At 33.1% G+C, this 17,186-nt stretch carries 19 protein-coding genes and 1 riboswitch; of the genes, 18 read left to right on the top strand and 1 reads right to left on the bottom strand.

Annotated elements, in window-relative coordinates:
* Nucleotide 1 precedes the first annotated feature (1 nt).
* From rpsM to NH341_RS05755, 9 genes are all read left to right on the top strand, one after another.
* A complete protein-coding gene (gene rpsM / locus NH341_RS05795; protein ID WP_047789819.1) occupies nt 2-367 on the top strand; it encodes a 30S ribosomal protein S13 in 366 nt (121 codons plus the stop codon).
* Between the two features lie 33 nt (nt 368-400).
* Nucleotides 401-787 carry a 30S ribosomal protein S11 gene (gene rpsK / locus NH341_RS05790; RefSeq protein WP_047789818.1) on the top strand — a complete coding sequence of 129 codons (387 nt, stop codon included), beginning with the start codon at nt 401-403 and terminating at the stop codon, nt 785-787.
* Nucleotides 788-923: 136 nt separating this feature from the next.
* A complete protein-coding gene (rpsD, locus tag NH341_RS05785; RefSeq protein ID WP_047789817.1) occupies nt 924-1,529 on the top strand; it encodes a 30S ribosomal protein S4 in 606 nt (201 codons plus the stop codon).
* Nucleotides 1,530-1,628: 99 nt separating this feature from the next.
* Nucleotides 1,629-2,621, top strand: coding sequence for a DNA-directed RNA polymerase subunit alpha (locus NH341_RS05780; RefSeq protein ID WP_047789816.1), 993 nt, complete (start codon nt 1,629-1,631; stop codon nt 2,619-2,621).
* Between the two features lie 62 nt (nt 2,622-2,683).
* A complete protein-coding gene (gene rplQ, locus NH341_RS05775; protein ID WP_047789815.1) occupies nt 2,684-3,160 on the top strand; it encodes a 50S ribosomal protein L17 in 477 nt (158 codons plus the stop codon).
* Nucleotides 3,161-3,257: 97 nt separating this feature from the next.
* On the top strand, nt 3,258-4,367 hold the full coding sequence (carA, locus tag NH341_RS05770; RefSeq protein ID WP_253055976.1) for a glutamine-hydrolyzing carbamoyl-phosphate synthase small subunit: 1,110 nt from the start codon (nt 3,258-3,260) through the stop codon (nt 4,365-4,367).
* Between the two features lie 73 nt (nt 4,368-4,440).
* Nucleotides 4,441-5,730: a phosphopyruvate hydratase gene (eno, locus tag NH341_RS05765; protein WP_073181426.1), complete on the top strand. Its 1,290-nt coding sequence runs from the start codon at nt 4,441-4,443 to the stop codon at nt 5,728-5,730.
* Nucleotides 5,731-5,884: 154 nt separating this feature from the next.
* Entirely contained in the window at nt 5,885-6,427 is a 543-nt protein-coding gene (locus NH341_RS05760; protein WP_073181425.1) for a hypothetical protein, read from the top strand.
* A gap of 4 nt (nt 6,428-6,431) precedes the next feature.
* Complete coding sequence (locus NH341_RS05755) at nt 6,432-7,025, top strand: hypothetical protein (RefSeq protein WP_156167073.1); 594 nt, start codon at nt 6,432-6,434, stop codon at nt 7,023-7,025.
* An 80-nt stretch (nt 7,026-7,105) separates the two neighbouring features.
* Here NH341_RS05755 and NH341_RS05750 read toward each other — a convergent pair whose 3' ends face one another.
* Entirely contained in the window at nt 7,106-7,960 is an 855-nt protein-coding gene (locus NH341_RS05750) for a neutral zinc metallopeptidase (RefSeq protein ID WP_253055974.1), read from the bottom strand.
* A 384-nt stretch (nt 7,961-8,344) separates the two neighbouring features.
* On the opposite strand from NH341_RS05750, the gene NH341_RS05745 reads away from it, so the two are divergent.
* From NH341_RS05745 to thiH, 9 genes are all read left to right on the top strand, one after another.
* On the top strand, nt 8,345-9,631 hold the full coding sequence (locus NH341_RS05745; RefSeq protein WP_047789810.1) for a citrate synthase: 1,287 nt from the start codon (nt 8,345-8,347) through the stop codon (nt 9,629-9,631).
* 59 nt (nt 9,632-9,690) lie between these two features.
* Nucleotides 9,691-10,647 (top strand): arginase, encoded by a 957-nt coding sequence (locus tag NH341_RS05740; RefSeq protein WP_159613052.1) that lies wholly within the window; start codon nt 9,691-9,693, stop codon nt 10,645-10,647.
* 97 nt (nt 10,648-10,744) lie between these two features.
* Nucleotides 10,745-10,839: riboswitch (TPP riboswitch) on the top strand.
* Nucleotides 10,840-10,906: 67 nt separating this feature from the next.
* A complete protein-coding gene (gene thiS, locus NH341_RS05735; RefSeq protein WP_047789808.1) occupies nt 10,907-11,110 on the top strand; it encodes a sulfur carrier protein ThiS in 204 nt (67 codons plus the stop codon).
* 44 nt (nt 11,111-11,154) lie between these two features.
* Nucleotides 11,155-13,014, top strand: coding sequence for a phosphomethylpyrimidine synthase ThiC (thiC, locus tag NH341_RS05730; RefSeq protein ID WP_253055972.1), 1,860 nt, complete (start codon nt 11,155-11,157; stop codon nt 13,012-13,014).
* Nucleotides 13,015-13,087: 73 nt separating this feature from the next.
* The gene (locus NH341_RS05725; protein ID WP_253055970.1) at nt 13,088-13,690 is read left to right on the top strand and encodes a thiamine phosphate synthase; all 603 of its coding nucleotides are present in this window, start codon (nt 13,088-13,090) and stop codon (nt 13,688-13,690) included.
* A gap of 32 nt (nt 13,691-13,722) precedes the next feature.
* Nucleotides 13,723-14,478 carry a hydroxymethylpyrimidine/phosphomethylpyrimidine kinase gene (locus tag NH341_RS05720; protein ID WP_253055968.1) on the top strand — a complete coding sequence of 252 codons (756 nt, stop codon included), beginning with the start codon at nt 13,723-13,725 and terminating at the stop codon, nt 14,476-14,478.
* Entirely contained in the window at nt 14,475-15,122 is a 648-nt protein-coding gene (gene thiE / locus NH341_RS05715; protein WP_167713434.1) for a thiamine phosphate synthase, read from the top strand. The genes NH341_RS05720 and thiE overlap by 4 nt, the downstream gene beginning before the upstream one ends.
* Nucleotides 15,123-15,132: 10 nt before the next feature.
* Nucleotides 15,133-15,903: a thiazole synthase gene (locus tag NH341_RS05710; protein ID WP_047789803.1), complete on the top strand. Its 771-nt coding sequence runs from the start codon at nt 15,133-15,135 to the stop codon at nt 15,901-15,903.
* 106 nt (nt 15,904-16,009) lie between these two features.
* A complete protein-coding gene (thiH, locus tag NH341_RS05705; RefSeq protein WP_253055966.1) occupies nt 16,010-17,125 on the top strand; it encodes a 2-iminoacetate synthase ThiH in 1,116 nt (371 codons plus the stop codon).
* The last annotated feature ends 61 nt before the right edge of the window (nt 17,126-17,186 follow it).

Below are 17,186 nucleotides of genomic sequence, written 5' to 3'. Positions count from 1 at the left end.
TATGGCAAGAATCGCAGGTATAGATATTCCAAAGAATAAAAGAGGTGTTATCGCTTTAACTTACATCTTTGGTATAGGAAGAAGCAGAGCTAAAGAAGTTTTAGCTGCTGCCAATATAGATGAAAGTATCAAAGTTCAAGATTGGACTGATGATCAAATTGCAGCAATTCGTGAGCAAGTTGGAACTTACACTATTGAAGGTGAGTTACGTTCTGAGGTTCAATTAAGCATCAAACGTTTAATGGATATCGGATGTCAAAGAGGTATTCGTCACAGACTTGGTTTACCATTACGTGGACAAAGAACAAAGAATAACTCTCGTACAAGAAAAGGTAAGAGAAAAACTGTAGCTAACAAGAAAAAATAATCAATGATTATTTTTTACTAATAGTAAAGAATTATGGCAAAGTCTAAAGTAACAAAAAAACGTAAAGTTGTAATAGAGTCAGTTGGTGAAGCTCACGTAACTGCATCTTTCAACAATATTATTATTTCTTTAACAAACAAAAAAGGTGACGTTATTTCTTGGTCATCTGCAGGAAAAATGGGCTTCAGAGGTTCTAAAAAGAACACTCCTTACGCAGCTCAGTTAGCAGCAGAAGATTGTGCAAACGTTGCTAAAGAAGCAGGTTTACGTAAAGTAAAAGTGTATGTTAAAGGACCAGGTAACGGTAGAGAATCTGCAATCAGATCTATTCACAATTCAGGTATTGAGGTAACAGAAATTATTGATGTTACTCCGATTCCTCACAACGGATGTCGTCCACCTAAAAGAAGAAGAGTATAAGTTGAATTAATTTTCAACTTATACTTTATTTAGCGTACTTTTGTGCGTGAAAAATTAAGTATTTTAACACAGTAGGATAAAAAAGATTATCGAAGGAGTACGCCTTAATTCATAATCCCTACTAAACTAATTAGAAATGGCAAGATATACAGGACCAAAAACTAAAATTGCTCGTAAGTTTGGCGAAGCAATTTTCGGAGACGATAAAAACTTCGAAAAAAGAAATTACCCTCCAGGACAACATGGAGTAGGTAAAAGAAGAGGTAAAAAATCTGAATATGCAATCCAGTTAATGGAAAAGCAAAAGGCTAAATATACCTATGGTATTTTAGAACGTCAGTTCCGTAACCTTTTCAAAAAAGCATCAGCTTCTCAAGGAGTAACAGGTGAAATCTTATTACAATTATGTGAATCTCGTTTAGATAACGTAGTATACCGTTTAGGTGTTGCAAATTCACGTAGAGCTGCACGTCAGTTAGTATCTCACCGTCACATTACAGTTAACGGAGATATCGTTAACATTCCATCTTATAGATTAAAAGAGGGAGATGTAGTAGCAGTAAGAGAAAAATCTAAGTCGTTAGAAGCTATTGAAAATGCTTTAGCAGCTAATAGCAATGTTTACGAGTGGTTAACTTGGAATGCAGATCAAAAATCAGGAACATTTGTAAAAGCTCCAGAAAGATTACAAATACCTGAAAACATTAAAGAGCAATTAATCGTAGAATTATACTCTAAGTAATAAATTAATCATATTGGTATTTAGCCAAAGGGTTTATTCGTATTTCTTCACACTTATAAACCGCGCAACTAAATAACAATTAAAACGAAGAAAAATAATATGGCAATTTTAAATTTTCAAAAGCCTGATAAAGTAATAATGATTGAATCTACTGATTTTTCAGGAAGATTCGAATTTAGACCTCTTGAACCAGGTTTTGGATTAACAGTTGGTAATGCATTACGAAGAGTATTATTATCATCTCTTGAAGGATTCGCTATTACATCATTACGTATCGACGGAGTTGATCATGAGTTTTCAACTATTCAAGGTGTTGTAGAAGATGTAACAGAAATTATCTTAAATTTAAAGCAAGTACGTTTTAAGAAGCAGATTGAGGAATCAGATAGAGAAACAGTTTCTATTGCAATATCAGGTCAAGAGCAATTAACAGCTGGTGACTTACAAAAGTTCATTTCAGGTTTTCAAGTACTAAATCCAGATTTAGTAATTTGTAACATGGATAAATCAGTAACGTTAAATGCTGAAATTACCATTGAAAAAGGTAGAGGTTTTGTACCAGCAGAAGAAAATAAAAGGGCTGGTGCGCCTTTAGGAACAATTTTTACAGATTCTATTTACACTCCAATAAAGAATGTAAAATATGCTGTTGAAAATTTCCGTGTAGAGCAAAAGACCGATTACGAAAAATTAGTTTTCGATATCGATACTGATGGATCTATCAATCCTAAAGATGCCTTAACAGAAGCAGCTAAGATTTTAATCCACCACTTTATGTTATTCTCTGATGAGCGTATCACTTTAGAGGCAGATGAAATTGCACAAACTGAAACTTATGATGAAGAATCATTACATATGCGTCAGTTATTAAAGACGAAACTAGTTGATATGGATTTATCAGTTCGTGCTTTAAATTGTTTAAAAGCTGCAGAAGTAGATACTTTAGGAGACTTAGTATCATTTAACAAAAGCGATTTAATGAAGTTCAGAAACTTTGGTAAAAAATCATTAACAGAATTGGATGAGTTAGTGGCTAACAAAGGTTTAAATTTCGGAATGGATTTAAGCAAATACAAATTAGATAAAGATTAACCTTTCATATTTTGCTCCTCTAAATTAGAGTAGTAGCAAGATGAGAGCTAAAACCAAATGTCATGAGACACGGAAAGAAATTTAATCACTTAGGTAGAAAAACAGCGCATAGAAAAGCGATGTTATCTAATATGGCTTGTTCTTTAATAGAGCACAAGCGAATCAATACTACTGAAGCTAAAGCGAAAGCTTTACGTAAGTTTGTTGAGCCTTTAATTACAAAATCTAAAGACGATACAACGCACAACCGTCGTGTAGTATTTAGTTACTTGCGTAGCAAAGAAGCTGTTACAGAATTATTCAAAGAAATTTCTGTAAAAGTAGCAGACAGACCAGGAGGATACGTTCGTATAATCAAATTAGGAAACCGTCAAGGAGATAACGCTCCAATGGCGATGGTTGAATTAGTTGACTACAACGAGTTATACAATCCAAAAGGAAACAAAGCTAAAAAGAGTACTCGTCGTAGCCGTCGTGGTGGAGCGAAGAAAACTGAAGCTGCAGCTGTTGAAACTCAAACTTCACAAGAAGAAGAATAAAAATGAGAATTTTTATAAATTATATCAAAGGGATAAACATTTAATGTTTGTCCCTTTTTTTATATATTTTTGCAAACAAATTACACAACACCACTAAATGAAATATCAAACACGTAAAAAAGCATTAGTTCTATTAGCAGATGGGACTATTTTCTACGGTAAATCTATTGGGATAGAAGGAACCGCAACAGGAGAAATTTGTTTTAATACAGGTATGACAGGATACCAAGAAATTTTTACAGATCCTTCTTACTTCGGACAATTAATGGTAACGACCAATGCTCATATTGGTAATTATGGAGTTAATAATGAAGAAGTAGAATCAGAAGGAATTAAAATTTCAGGCTTAATTTGTCGTAACTTCAGTTTTACACACTCTCGTGTAGATTCAGATGGGAATCTATTCGATTGGTTCGAAAAGCACAATTTAGTAGCTATTTCAGATGTTGATACACGTGCGTTAGTATCTTACATTAGAGAAAATGGAGCTATGAACGCTGTTATTTCAACTGAAATAGATAAAATAGACGAATTAAAGAAGCAATTAGCTGAAATTCCTAACATGGAAGGATTAGAATTAGCTTCTAAGGTATCAACCAAAGAACCTTATTTCGTAGGTGATGAAAATGCCCCAATAAAAATATCAGCTTTAGATATAGGTATAAAGAAAAATATTTTAAGAAACTTAGCTAAAAGAGGCGCTTATATTAAAGTGTACCCTTACAATGCTAGTTTCGAACAAATGAGTGATTTTAACCCTGATGGATACTTTATTTCTAATGGACCTGGAGACCCAGAGCCTTTAGTAGAAGCTCAAAAGACAGCCAAAGAAATAATAGAAAAAGATTTGCCTTTATTTGGAATCTGTTTAGGGCACCAAGTAATTGCATTAGCTAATGGAATTTCTACTTATAAAATGCATAATGGTCATAGAGGTATTAATCATCCTGTTAAAAATTTATTGACAGGAAAAGGAGAAATTACTTCTCAAAATCATGGTTTTGCTATTAATAGAGAAGAAACAGAATCGCATCCAGATGTGGAAATAACACATGTACATTTAAACGATAATACTGTAGCAGGTATTAGAATGAAGTCTAAAAATGTATTTTCTGTACAATACCATCCAGAAGCTAGTCCTGGACCGCATGACGCTGAATACTTATTTGATCAGTTCATTGAAAACATTAAAAAAGTAAAAGCATAAATTTTTAAAAAGTATAATAAATAAATTCCCGTGAATTAACAATCACGGGAATCTATATTAAAAGTAAATAACTATGAGTATCATAATAAACATTCATGCACGTCAAATTTTTGATTCAAGAGGAAATCCAACAGTGGAAGTAGATGTAACTACAGAAAATGGAATCGTAGGTAGAGCAGCAGTACCATCTGGTGCTTCTACAGGAGAACACGAAGCTGTTGAATTACGTGATGGAGGTGACAATTATATGGGTAAAGGTGTTTTAAAAGCGGTTGAAAATGTTAACACAGTTATTGCCCAAGAGTTATTAGGAGTATCTGTATTTGAGCAAAACATGATCGATCAATTGATGATTGATTTAGATGGAACTCCGAACAAATCAGTTTTAGGAGCGAATGCTATTTTAGGTGTTTCTTTAGCAGCAGCAAAAGCAGCAGCAAATGAATTAGGATTACCATTATATCGTTATGTAGGCGGAGTTTCAGCAAATACTTTACCTGTTCCTATGATGAATATCATTAATGGAGGTTCACATTCAGATGCACCAATTGCATTCCAAGAATTTATGGTTATGCCAGTAAAAGCTCAAAACTTTACAGAAGCAATGCAAGTAGGGTCTGAAATCTTCCATAACTTAAAGAAAGTATTGCATGACCGTAATTTATCTACAGCAGTAGGAGATGAAGGAGGGTTTGCTCCAACTTTAAAAGGAACAGAAGATGCTATTGAAACAATTGCCTTAGCAACCAAGAATGCTGGATACAAATTTGGAGAAGAAGTGATGATTGCATTAGATTGTGCTTCAGCTGAGTTTTATATAGATGGACAGTATGATTATACTAAGTTTGAAGGAGATAAAGGTGCTGTAAGAACTTCAGAAGAACAAGCTACTTATTTAGCTGAATTATGTGAAAAATACCCTATTATATCTATTGAAGATGGAATGGATGAGAACGATTGGGATGGATGGAAGATGTTAACAGAAAAAGTAGGAGATAGAGTTCAGTTAGTTGGAGATGATTTATTTGTAACAAACGTTGAGCGTTTATCAAAAGGAATTGAGAATGGAATTGCAAATTCAATCTTAATTAAAGTAAATCAAATAGGTACATTAACAGAAACAATTGCAGCGGTAAACATGGCGCATAATGCAGGATATACTTCTGTAATGAGTCATCGTTCTGGAGAAACTGAAGATAATACCATTGCAGATTTAGCTGTAGCATTAAACTGTGGACAAATCAAAACAGGTTCTGCTTCACGTTCTGATCGTATGGCAAAATACAATCAATTATTACGTATTGAAGAACAATTGGCAGATGTAGCTTATTATCCGAAAGAAAAAGCGTTTAAAATAAAATAATTTTTTAATAAACTTTAAAGCCCGTACTTAAGTACGGGCTTTTTTAGTTAAGTATAGTATTGTTTTTTGATAAATAGTTTAAATATAAGAAGTAAAAGTAGGGTAAAACACTTCTAACTTTTTATATAGTTGTTTATGAACTAAAAAAATAATTATGAAAAAATCATTCCTGCTTATTTGTAGCTTATTTGTTGCAACAGTATTTTCTCAAGAACAACTAACGCAGCGTGTTTGGAGAGTAAATTTTTTAAACCCAGGGATTGAATATGAAATGCCTATTGGAAATAACTCAACTCTTTCTATAGGGGTAGGAATAGGATATAGTGGAAGTTATCCACACTCTTCAGCTTCTGATGTAGATACAGGGTTAGTATATGCCATAAACCCTTTTTTAGATGTGCAACAGAGATGGTTTTATAATTTTGATAAACGTAAAACTAAAGGTTTGAATATAACCAACAATTCAGCAAATTTTATATCAGCTCGTATTTTAACAAGAGGTAAAACTCTTTTTGGAGATGATGTAGTAACTGATAATTTAGATTTTGCTGTCGGACCTACTTGGGGTATCCAACGTAAATATGGTAAAAACTTTCACTTTTTATTTGATATGGGACCTATTTATTATTTTGATGTAAATGGAGGTCATGGTTTTTTCCCCTTAATGTTACAACTAAATTTAGGGTTTGATTTATAGAAATATGAAATACTTATACATATTACTTGCTGTTATTGTAATTACGTCTTGTAATTTGGTAAAATACACTCATTCTGGAGATGTAAATTCACGATTAGATTTCAGAAAAGGAAAGTGGTTGTTAAATGATGTTACTTCTTTTAAAAACATTAGAAAAGATGGCTTAACTGAAATGGCAAATGAACGATTTTCTGAACTTATAGGTAATAGACTTTTGGTAGTTAGCAACATGAAAGGACTATTAATTCCTAGTAATATTTCACCTAGTCTTGATAAATCTATTTTAAAAGATATAAAATACGGCACAGGTTATGATTACTTTATTGATATTAGAACTAAAAATATATCCAATGAAGTAGGTGTTTTAGGGGCAAGTAATTCTCTAACTGATCCTTCAAAAAACATAGGTGAGGTGACACTTAGTATCTACGATTTAAACATATTTAAAATAATATACAGTCAAACAGTAGTTGGTAAATTAGTTGTTTCTGAAAAAGATAATGATTATGCGCTTTCAAAAAACTCAAACCTTATTATTCATAGTGCTTTGAAAAGAATTATGAAGAAGATAAAGAAAAACCAAATCAAGGCTAAATAGTATAAAAAACAAAGGCTGTTTTAAATTATAAAACAGCCTTTGAAATTCAATTCAATTCGTTTATTTTAGTCGATTATATTTTAATTTAAGTTTAAGAATTCTTCTTCAGAAATTTCTCCTGAAGCAATTTTTTGTAACTCTTCTAAGTGTGCTACAATATGCTCGTGCTGACTTTGTTCGATAGTAGCAGGCTTAACTAATTCTAACTTTAATCTACCATCTTTTACATAATAGTCATAGTAGTAAAAAAAGTTTGCATCAAAGTTTCTGTTAGAATAGGTACCGTTATCTCCTAATAAGTAACCTAACCTAAAAGCAGATCTTCTTTGTGCAGCTGTACCATGAGAACTTCCATTTGGACCAGCTAATGTTTGTGAGAAGTTGTAAGCACCCGCTGCAGTATTCCAATCACTAGTATAAGTTCTACGGATAAAATATCCTCCAAAACCATCAGCTTCTAATTCAGTAGCACTAACATGATTGCCGCTAGGAATAGTATTGTCTCTAAACTGTACTTGATGTGCCATTTCATGAGCAGCAACATAAGCAATAGCAACATTACCATAATTTAAAGCACTAGCTAGCAATTCTTCTCCCCATATTACATAACCATTAGAATAAGAAAGAGCATTGAAAGTTCCGTCTCCACCTGCTAAGTATAAAGGTACATTACCCATTCCAAAAAAACTCGCAGCTTCGTTGTGTTCAGTTTTTAAAAAATTGGTGGTAGATTGGTTAACTATATAATCAGCCCAATAAGAGTTTGGACCAAAACCGTCAACAGTGTAACACTCAGCATTGTTAATTTCTAGCATGCTTGGAGAGTTAATCCCCATAGGGGCGTTGTCGCTTGTTAAATTATTGTCTTCTTTGGTACATTGTACGGCAAGAATTGATATGCATAATAATGCAATAATAAATTTAATTTTTTTCATTGTGAAAGGGTTTTATGAATTGAATTAATTTTTTCTAAAAATATATGTTGTTTTGTTAACGGAGTTAAATAAAAGATATTGTGTATTTGATTTGTTATCAAGAAAAAAATACACACTCTAAAAGAATACGGAATTTGGTATGCTTAAATAAGTTTGTAAGGTCTGAAAAAATAAGAGAATTAAGATTAAATCAATTTTATAAGAGAAATTAATTATGTCTTTCTTCTAGGTAAGGCGTTGTATTATAAGTAAGATTAGATTTGTTTTTTTTAATAAAATAAACTGATTTTTACATATTAAAAATCTATCAATTCTAACTTTTAAAATAATTCAAAAAATGGTATCTTCGCAACTCACTTCAATCATAAAAAATTATAGTAAAAAATGTCAGATATAGCAAAATTACAAATTGGCGAAAATACGTATGAGTTTCCTTTAATAAAAGGAACAGAAAATGAAACTGCAATTGATATTAAAGCCTTAAGAGGAGCCACGGGTGGAGTTATAACTATTGACCCAGGATACAAGAATACAGGTTCATGCCAAAGTGCTATAACATTTTTAAACGGTGAAGAAGGTGTCTTAAGATACCGTGGATATTCAATTGAAGAATTGGCAGAAAAAGCAGATTTCTTAGAAGTGGCTTATGCGTTAATTTTTGGAGAATTACCAACTAAAGAACAATTAGATAAATTTTATGGAGACATCTTAGATGAAGCTATTGTTGATGATGACATCAAAAAAATTATTGATGCCTTTCCAAAGAATGCACATCCAATGGGGGTATTATCGTCGTTAACGTCTGCATTAACAGCTTTTAATCCATCTTCTGTTAATGTTGACTCAGAAGAAGATATGTATAAAGCTATTGTTAAAATAATGGGGAAATTCCCAGTATTGGTAGCTTGGACTTTACGTAAGAAACAAGGATTGCCATTAAATTACGGTTCACGTAAGTTAGGTTATGTTGAGAATATTTTAACAATGATGTTTCAAAAACCTAATGACGAGTATGAATTAAATCCAATAGTTAAAGATGCCCTAGATAAGTTATTAATCTTACATGCAGACCATGAACAAAACTGCTCTACATCTACAGTACGTATTGTAGGTTCTTCTCATGCAGGGTTATTTGCATCGCTATCAGCAGGAATTTCAGCTTTATGGGGACCTTTACATGGTGGAGCAAATCAAGCAGTACTTGAAATGTTAGAAGCAATTAAAGAAGATGGGGGAGATACTAAAAAGTACATGGCAAAAGCTAAAGATAAAAATGATCCTTTCCGTTTAATGGGATTCGGACATCGTGTATATAAAAACTTCGACCCGAGAGCAAGAATCATCAAAAAAGCTGCTGATGAAGTGTTAAACGACTTAGGAGTTGAAGATCCAATTTTAGATATAGCAAAAGGATTAGAGCAAGAAGCATTAAATGATCCATATTTTGTAGATAGAAAACTATATCCAAATGTAGATTTCTATTCAGGAATAATATATAGAGCTATGGGGATTCCTGTAGAAATGTTTACAGTAATGTTTGCTCTAGGGCGCCTGCCAGGATGGATTGCTCAATGGAGAGAAATGCGTTTAAACAAAGAACCAATTGGTCGTCCACGTCAAGTTTACGTTGGAGAGAACTTAAGGGAATTCGTAGAATTAGACAAGAGATAAACTATTTAAAAAGTGTCATTTAAAATAATTAAATGGCATTTTTTTATGTAAAATAACTCATGATGAAAGAAATTAAAATTATCAAAAACAGATCAGACATTGGAGCAGGAACTCGTGGGTCTGACATGGGAGTAGATGCGATTGAAATTGCAGCGATAAATAAAAAAAGTAATTATTTCGATTCTTTTTATTTTGAAGATGTAATCACTGAAAACGAATCTATTTATAATAAGGTAAATAATTCGTTTGCAAAACGAATTGATAGCGTTTTTAATCAATGTAAACGATTAAGTAACCACGTGAAAGTAAATTTACAAGAAGGGAAGTTTCCTATAGTTTTGTCTGGAGACCATTCTTCAGCGTTAGGAACTATCAGTGGAATAAAAGCAGCTAACCCTAATAAAAGAGTAGGGGTAGTTTGGATTGATGCTCATGGAGATTTACATTCTCCTTATACATCACCATCAGGAAATATTCACGGAATGCCTTTATCTGCCGCTATTTCAGACGATAATTTAGACTGCCAAATTAATGATGTAGACAGAGAAACATCAGAGTTGTGGGAACGTATGAAAAACATAGGTACTCCAGGGCAAAAAGTTTTACCTGAAGACATCATTTTCTTTGGTGTTCGTGATACAGAAGAACCAGAAGACAAACAAATGGAAAAATATGGTATTAAAAACTATATGGTTGCTGAAGTTCGTTACCGTGGATTAGATGTTTGTGTAAACGAAGCTTTAGATAAATTATCTGTTTGTGATGTAATATATGTGTCGTTTGATGTAGATTCAATGGATTGTGATATGATATCTTATGGTACAGGAACACCAGTACCTAAAGGATTTGATCAACATGAAATCATTGATATAATTAACGGATTGTTAGCAAGTAATAAAGTAGCTTGTTTGGAGTTTGTTGAAGTAAACCCATTACTAGACTTTAAAGGAAATAAAATGGCTGAAACGGCGTTTGAAGTTCTTGAAGAAGTAACTAAAAAGGTAAAGAGTTTATAGTATTATAATAATTTTTGTAAAAAGCGAACTTTTAAAAGTTCGCTTTTTTATTTTTATAGAGGTCGTTTTAGAAAAAATAAACGTTTATATTTGTTGCAGTAAACTTTAGGAGTAGCTAGTTCGCTAGTTTGAGAAAGATCCTTTGAACCTGATATGGTTAACACCAGCGTAGGGAAAAGTTATAAAATCTTATTTAGGTATTGTTCATAATAAAACAATTCTGAATTTCTTCTACAGTTTACTTTAAATATATGTTAGTATGATAACGATAAAAGTAAACAATAATCAACAAGAGTTTTTAAGCCCATTAGTATTGCAAGAATTAGTAGATAAACTACAAATTAAAACCAATGGAATTGCTATTGCTGTTAACAGTAGTGTGGTAAAAAAAACAGATTGGTCTTCAAAACTACTCCAAAACAATGATGAAGTTTTAATCATTAAATCTACACAAGGAGGATAATATTTTCAGAAAGCAAAACAAAAACATAAACAAACAACCCTAAAATGAAGAAAAAAGATACAGCTCCAAAACAAGATGGTGTAACAAGACAACCATTTCCGAACTCCAAAAAAATATATGTTCAAGGAAAAATTCATCCACAGATAAAAGTAGCAATGCGCGAAATTGAATTGAGTGATACTGTGGATTCGATGACTAAAAAAAGAACACCTAATGAGCCAGTTACAGTATACGATACTTCAGGTCCTTATACAGACCCCAATAAAGAGATTAATATTCATAATGGATTAGAACGTATTCGAGAAGAATGGATTATAGAGAGAGGAGATGTAGAAGAATTAAATGAATTTACTTCGAATTATTGTAACGAACGTTTAAATGATAAAAGTTTAGACCATTTACGATTTAACTTAAAGCATAAACCTAAGAGAGCTAAAAAAGGACAAAATGTAACTCAGTTACATTATGCAAAAAAAGGAATTATTACCCCCGAGATGGAATATATTGCCATTCGTGAAAACCAGCGAATAGATGAAATGACACGTTTGTCTAAACAACATCCAGGGCAAGATTTCGGAGCAAGTATTCCTACAAAAATTACTCCTGAATTTGTTCGAGAGGAAGTAGCAAGAGGACGCGCAGTTATTCCTTCAAACATCAACCATCCAGAAGCAGAACCTATGATTTTAGGTCGTAATTTCTTGGTGAAAATCAATGCGAATATTGGAAATTCAGCTACCACTTCTTCCATAGAAGAAGAAGTAGAAAAAGCAGTTTGGGCATGTCGTTGGGGTGCTGATAATATTATGGATTTATCTACAGGTAAAAATATTCATGAAACTAGAGAGTGGATTATCCGTAATTCACCTGTACCTGTAGGAACCGTACCTATTTATCAAGCTTTAGAGAAAGTAAATGGGATTGCTGAAGACTTAACTTGGGAAATTTTTAGAGATACTTTAATTGAACAAGCTGAGCAAGGAGTAGATTACTTTACGATTCACGCAGGAGTTCGTTTACGTTATGTGCCTATGACGGCAAAACGTATTACAGGGATTGTATCAAGAGGAGGTTCTATCATGGCAAAATGGTGTTTAGCACACCATAAAGAAAGTTTTTTATATACCCATTTCGAAGAAATTTGTGAAATTATGAAGGCTTATGATGTTGCTTTTTCGTTAGGAGATGGTTTACGACCAGGTTGTATTGCCGATGCGAATGATGAAGCGCAATTTGCTGAATTAGAAACGTTAGGGGAGCTAACAAAAATAGCACGTAAACATGAAGTACAATGCTTTATAGAAGGTCCAGGTCACGTGCCAATGCATATGATTAAAGCAAATATGGATAAGCAATTGGAAGCTTGTGATGAAGCTCCGTTTTATACCTTAGGTCCTTTAACTACGGATATTGCTCCAGGATACGACCATATAACTTCAGGAATTGGAGCGGCAATGATTGGTTGGTTTGGTTGTGCCATGTTGTGTTATGTAACACCAAAAGAACATTTAGGGTTACCTAATAAAGAAGATGTACGTACAGGAGTAGTTACTTATAAATTAGCAGCCCATGCAGCGGATTTAGCAAAAGGACATCCGGGAGCGCAACACAGAGATGATGCTTTAAGTAAAGCACGTTTTGAGTTCCGTTGGGAAGATCAATTCAATTTAGGATTGGACCCAGAATTAGCTAGAGAATATCACGATGAGACCTTACCAGCAGAAGGAGCTAAAATTGCACATTTTTGCTCTATGTGTGGGCCAAAATTCTGTTCTATGAAAATATCGCAGGAAGTACGTGACTTTGCAGCAGAAAATAAAGTGGAAGGAGACGAAGTATTTGTAAAAGGAATGGAGGAAAAATCTAAAGAGTTTAAAGACAAAGGTTCAGAAGTTTATCTATAAAACCTAAACTTAGAATTATGAATTACGAGTTGACAATTTCTAAATTCGTAATTCATAATTTAAAATTCACTATATGATTGTTCTAATAGCTCCAGAAAAAGATATTCCAAATGAGATTGAAATCCTTCAACAATTATTTGAAGAAGGATTGGAATATTATCATTTTAGAAAACCTGAGAAGAATTACGAAGAGCACGTGGTTTATTTGAGTAAGATAGATGAAAAGTATCATGATAGAATAGTTACTCATTATTTTCATGAACTCATTAATGAATTCGACCTAAAAGGAATTCATTTTCAAGAGCAAAAAAGAATTGATGCTTTAGAGAATGGAAGCGAATATTTTATTGGATTAGATATGATAGGAAAAACGATGAGTAGTTCTTTTCATGAACCTGAAGAACTAGCAAATTGTGATATTGAGTTCGATTACCATTTATTGAGTCCTGTTTTCTCTTCTATTTCAAAGGAAGGATACGAAGGGAGAGGCTTTGATGTAAACCATATTGATAAAACCATTATAGGTATGGGCGGAATCAATACAGATACCATTCAAGAAACCTTAGAGCTAGGTTTTCAAGGAATTGGTGTCTTAGGAGGAGTTTGGAATACAGAAACTCCAGTTGAAAGCTTTAAAAATATCAAGCGTCATTACGAGAAGTATATGAAGAAGTAATCTTTTTGTCAAAGAAAGTATATTAATAAAAAATGAAACAACAAGCTTACATACTAACGATTGCAGGATTTGATCCGTCAAGTGGAGCAGGATTGACTTCGGATATTAAAACTTTTGAAGCACATGGATTATATGGATTATCGGTATGTACAGCAGTTACAGTTCAAAATGATATTGATTTTAAAGACTGTGTTTGGGTTGATAAAGAAACCATCATCAATCAAATAGAAACTTTATTTGAACGCTTTGAAATATCAGTAGCAAAAATAGGAATCATCCAATCTTGGAATGTATTATTGGAGGTTATTCAATCACTAAAAAAATACAATTCATCCATAAAAATAGTCTTGGATCCTATTTTAAAAGCCAGCGCTGGATTTGATTTTCATTCTGAAGAGCATATAAAAGTGTTTGAAGAAGTAATACAACACTGTGATTTTATCACCCCAAATTATGATGAAATCAAAGTTTTGTTTTCTAATAAATCGATTGAAGAAACCATTGAATTCATTTCAGAAAAGACCAATATCTATTTAAAAGGAGGACATAGAGAAGATAAAAAAGGATGGGATGAAGTATATCACAGTAAGATAGTACAATTGAATATTCCACCGAAAGCTACATCCGTTTTTGAAAAGCATGGAAGCGGTTGTGTGTTGTCTTCAGCTTTAGCTTCAAACATAGCCAAACAACTTTCTTTAGAAGATGCATGTACAAATGCCAAATGGTATACAGAACAATTTTTAAACTCTAATAAAACGCTCTTAGGAGAGCACAACTATACATGATAAGTAAATTACACTATATAACTCAAGGGAAAACTCCAGAAGAACACTTAGAAAATGTTCAAAGAGCTTGTGCTTCTGGAGCAGAGTGGGTACAACTCCGATTAAAGAATCTGGATCCGAAAACTATTTTAAAAACAGCTCAAAAAGCGAGAGAAATTACGAGTCATTTTCAAACTCGTTTAATCATAAACGATTATTACAAAGTAGCTAAAGAAATCAAAGCAGATGGAGTTCATTTAGGAAAAACAGATACGTGTCCGTTAAAAGCAAAAGAGTATTTAGGTGATTTATATATCGTAGGAGGAACAGCAAATACTTTAGAAGATTGTAAAATGCTACTAGAGAAAAAAGTAGATTATATTGGTTTAGGTCCTTATCAGTTTACTGAAACTAAAAAGAATTTGAGTCCAGTTTTAGGGACTACTGGCTACCAGATGCTTTTAGAAGAGTTGAAAACAACCACTCCAATAATAGCCATTGGAGGAATTACTATAGAAGACGTATCTGAAGTTATAAACACAGGAGTATATGGAGTCGCTGTTTCAGGAGCAATTACACAAAATTTCAACTCGATTCCTACATTTCATAAAATTTTAAAAGCTCCAAGTACCAATGAACAAGTGTACAAAATAGGAGCGCAATAAATTAGCAATAATGAATACCAACTTAACAATAGCCGATAAAACATTTACCTCACGATTATTTACAGGAACAGGAAAATTCAGTTCCTCACAATTAATGAAAGAGGCTTTGCTAGCATCAGAAAGTGAATTGATAACAGTTGCTTTAAAAAGAGTAGATGTTCAAAATGAAGATGATGATATCTTATCACATTTAAGCCACTCAAGAATCAATTTATTACCAAACACTTCGGGAGTTCGTACAGCAAAAGAAGCAGTGTTTGCAGCTGAATTGTCTAGAGAGGCATTAGAAACGAATTGGGTGAAATTAGAAATACATCCAGATCCAAGGTATTTATTGCCAGATCCTATAGAAACCTTAAAAGCTGCGGAAGAATTGGTGAAAAAAGGTTTTGTAGTGATGCCTTACATTCATGCAGATCCGGTTTTATGTAAGCGATTAGAAGAAGTAGGAACACAATGTGTAATGCCTTTAGGAGCGCCCATTGGAAGTAATAAAGGATTGAAGACGTTGGAGTTTTTAGAAATCATTATAGAACAATCTAATGTTCCAGTAGTTGTAGATGCTGGTATTGGAGCACCCTCGCATGCGGCATATGCTATGGAATTAGGAGCTGATGCTGTTTTAGTAAACACAGCTATTGCGGTATCACAAAATCCGGTAGCGATGGCACAAGCTTTTAAGATGGCAGTTGAAGCAGGAAGAATGGCATATGAAGCAAAATTAGCTCCCGTAAGAAAACAAGCAGAAGCAAGTAGCCCATTAACGAGTTTTTTAAGTTAGTATAACGTCATTACGAGGAGAAAAGGACGAAGTAATCTGTTTGCTGAGAACCTAAAAAAATAAAGATTTCTTCGCTTCGCTTACGATGACGAATAAAAATTAAAAGATGTGTAAAACATTTACAACCATATTTAATCAATACAATTGGGATGAAACTTTACAAAGCATTTTCAATAAAACATCCGTTGATGTTGAAAGTGCTTTATCTAAGGATAAACTCGATTTGGAAGATTTTAAAGCGCTCATTTCTCCTGCAGCAAAACCATTTTTAGAGCAAATGGCGCAAAGGAGTCGCATGCTTACTAAAAAGCGATTTGGAAATACCATTCAAATGTATGCTCCAATGTATTTGAGTAACGAGTGTCAGAATATATGTACGTATTGCGGATTCAGTTTTACAAACAAAATTCCGAGAAGAACATTAACCGACGATGAAATATTAAAAGAAGTTGCTTTTTTAAAGAAAAAAGGCTACGATCATATTTTGTTAGTTACTGGGGAAGCTAACAGAACAGTGGGAGTTGATTATATCAAAAACGCGATTCAGCTCATTCGTTCACAATTTTCAAATATTACTATTGAAGTTCAACCTTTAGATCAAGATGAATATGAATTGTTAATTGAGAATGGGTTGTATGCCGTATTGGTATATCAAGAAACCTATCATAAACAAGAGTATAAAAAACATCATCCGAAAGGGAAAAAATCAAACTTTGAGTATCGTTTAGAAACCCCTGATAGATTGGGGAAAGCAGGTGTTCATAAAATAGGATTAGGAGCTTTATTTGGACTGGAAGATTGGCGAGCTGATAGCTTTTTTACAGCATTGCACTTAAAATATTTACAGAAGACCTATTGGAAAACAAAGTATTCTATTTCATTTCCACGTTTAAGACCACATTCAGGAGGATTAGAGCCCAAAGTAGAAATGACGGATGCAGATTTGGTACAATTAATCTGTGCGTTTAGAATGTTAGATGAAGATGTAGAACTGTCAATGTCTACCCGAGAAAGTGAAATTTTTAGGAATAATATTGTTAATTTAGGGGCTACCTCAATAAGTGCGGAGTCTAAGACAAACCCAGGAGGGTATAGTGTTGAACCACAGTCGTTAGAGCAATTTGAAATTTCAGACGAACGAAGCACTGAAGAAATTGTACAGATGCTAAAAGGTCAGGGATTAGAAGTGGTTTGGAAAGATTGGGAGCATTTTAGAAGTTAAACCGTTACATTATTAGAATCAAGAATGAAAATTTTAAGAGTTAATGAGGTGAATTTATTCT

The organism is Tenacibaculum sp. XPcli2-G, assembly GCF_024124505.1.
Taxonomy (GTDB): Bacteria; Bacteroidota; Bacteroidia; order Flavobacteriales; family Flavobacteriaceae; genus Polaribacter; species Polaribacter mesophilus.
Note: the sequence above shows the minus strand (reverse complement) of the source record. Positions and strands in the feature narration are given on the sequence as shown.

What these genes read in the sequence shown, in the direction of transcription:
- thiE (WP_167713434.1), top strand. Translation starts at nt 14,475, where the DNA reads ATGATAAGTAAATTACACTATATAACTCAAGGGAAAACTCCAGAAGAA.
- NH341_RS05755 (WP_156167073.1), top strand. Translation starts at nt 6,432, where the DNA reads ATGAAATACTTATACATATTACTTGCTGTTATTGTAATTACGTCTTGT.
- carA (WP_253055976.1), top strand. Translation starts at nt 3,258, where the DNA reads ATGAAATATCAAACACGTAAAAAAGCATTAGTTCTATTAGCAGATGGG.
- NH341_RS05710 (WP_047789803.1), top strand. Translation starts at nt 15,133, where the DNA reads ATGAATACCAACTTAACAATAGCCGATAAAACATTTACCTCACGATTA.
- NH341_RS05720 (WP_253055968.1), top strand. Translation starts at nt 13,723, where the DNA reads ATGAAACAACAAGCTTACATACTAACGATTGCAGGATTTGATCCGTCA.
- rpsK (WP_047789818.1), top strand. Translation starts at nt 401, where the DNA reads ATGGCAAAGTCTAAAGTAACAAAAAAACGTAAAGTTGTAATAGAGTCA.
- rpsM (WP_047789819.1), top strand. Translation starts at nt 2, where the DNA reads ATGGCAAGAATCGCAGGTATAGATATTCCAAAGAATAAAAGAGGTGTT.
- NH341_RS05750 (WP_253055974.1), bottom strand. Translation starts at nt 7,960, where the DNA reads ATGAAAAAAATTAAATTTATTATTGCATTATTATGCATATCAATTCTT.
- thiS (WP_047789808.1), top strand. Translation starts at nt 10,907, where the DNA reads ATGATAACGATAAAAGTAAACAATAATCAACAAGAGTTTTTAAGCCCA.
- NH341_RS05780 (WP_047789816.1), top strand. Translation starts at nt 1,629, where the DNA reads ATGGCAATTTTAAATTTTCAAAAGCCTGATAAAGTAATAATGATTGAA.
- thiC (WP_253055972.1), top strand. Translation starts at nt 11,155, where the DNA reads ATGAAGAAAAAAGATACAGCTCCAAAACAAGATGGTGTAACAAGACAA.
- rpsD (WP_047789817.1), top strand. Translation starts at nt 924, where the DNA reads ATGGCAAGATATACAGGACCAAAAACTAAAATTGCTCGTAAGTTTGGC.
- thiH (WP_253055966.1), top strand. Translation starts at nt 16,010, where the DNA reads ATGTGTAAAACATTTACAACCATATTTAATCAATACAATTGGGATGAA.
- eno (WP_073181426.1), top strand. Translation starts at nt 4,441, where the DNA reads ATGAGTATCATAATAAACATTCATGCACGTCAAATTTTTGATTCAAGA.
- NH341_RS05760 (WP_073181425.1), top strand. Translation starts at nt 5,885, where the DNA reads ATGAAAAAATCATTCCTGCTTATTTGTAGCTTATTTGTTGCAACAGTA.
- NH341_RS05745 (WP_047789810.1), top strand. Translation starts at nt 8,345, where the DNA reads ATGTCAGATATAGCAAAATTACAAATTGGCGAAAATACGTATGAGTTT.
- rplQ (WP_047789815.1), top strand. Translation starts at nt 2,684, where the DNA reads ATGAGACACGGAAAGAAATTTAATCACTTAGGTAGAAAAACAGCGCAT.
- NH341_RS05725 (WP_253055970.1), top strand. Translation starts at nt 13,088, where the DNA reads ATGATTGTTCTAATAGCTCCAGAAAAAGATATTCCAAATGAGATTGAA.
- NH341_RS05740 (WP_159613052.1), top strand. Translation starts at nt 9,691, where the DNA reads ATGATGAAAGAAATTAAAATTATCAAAAACAGATCAGACATTGGAGCA.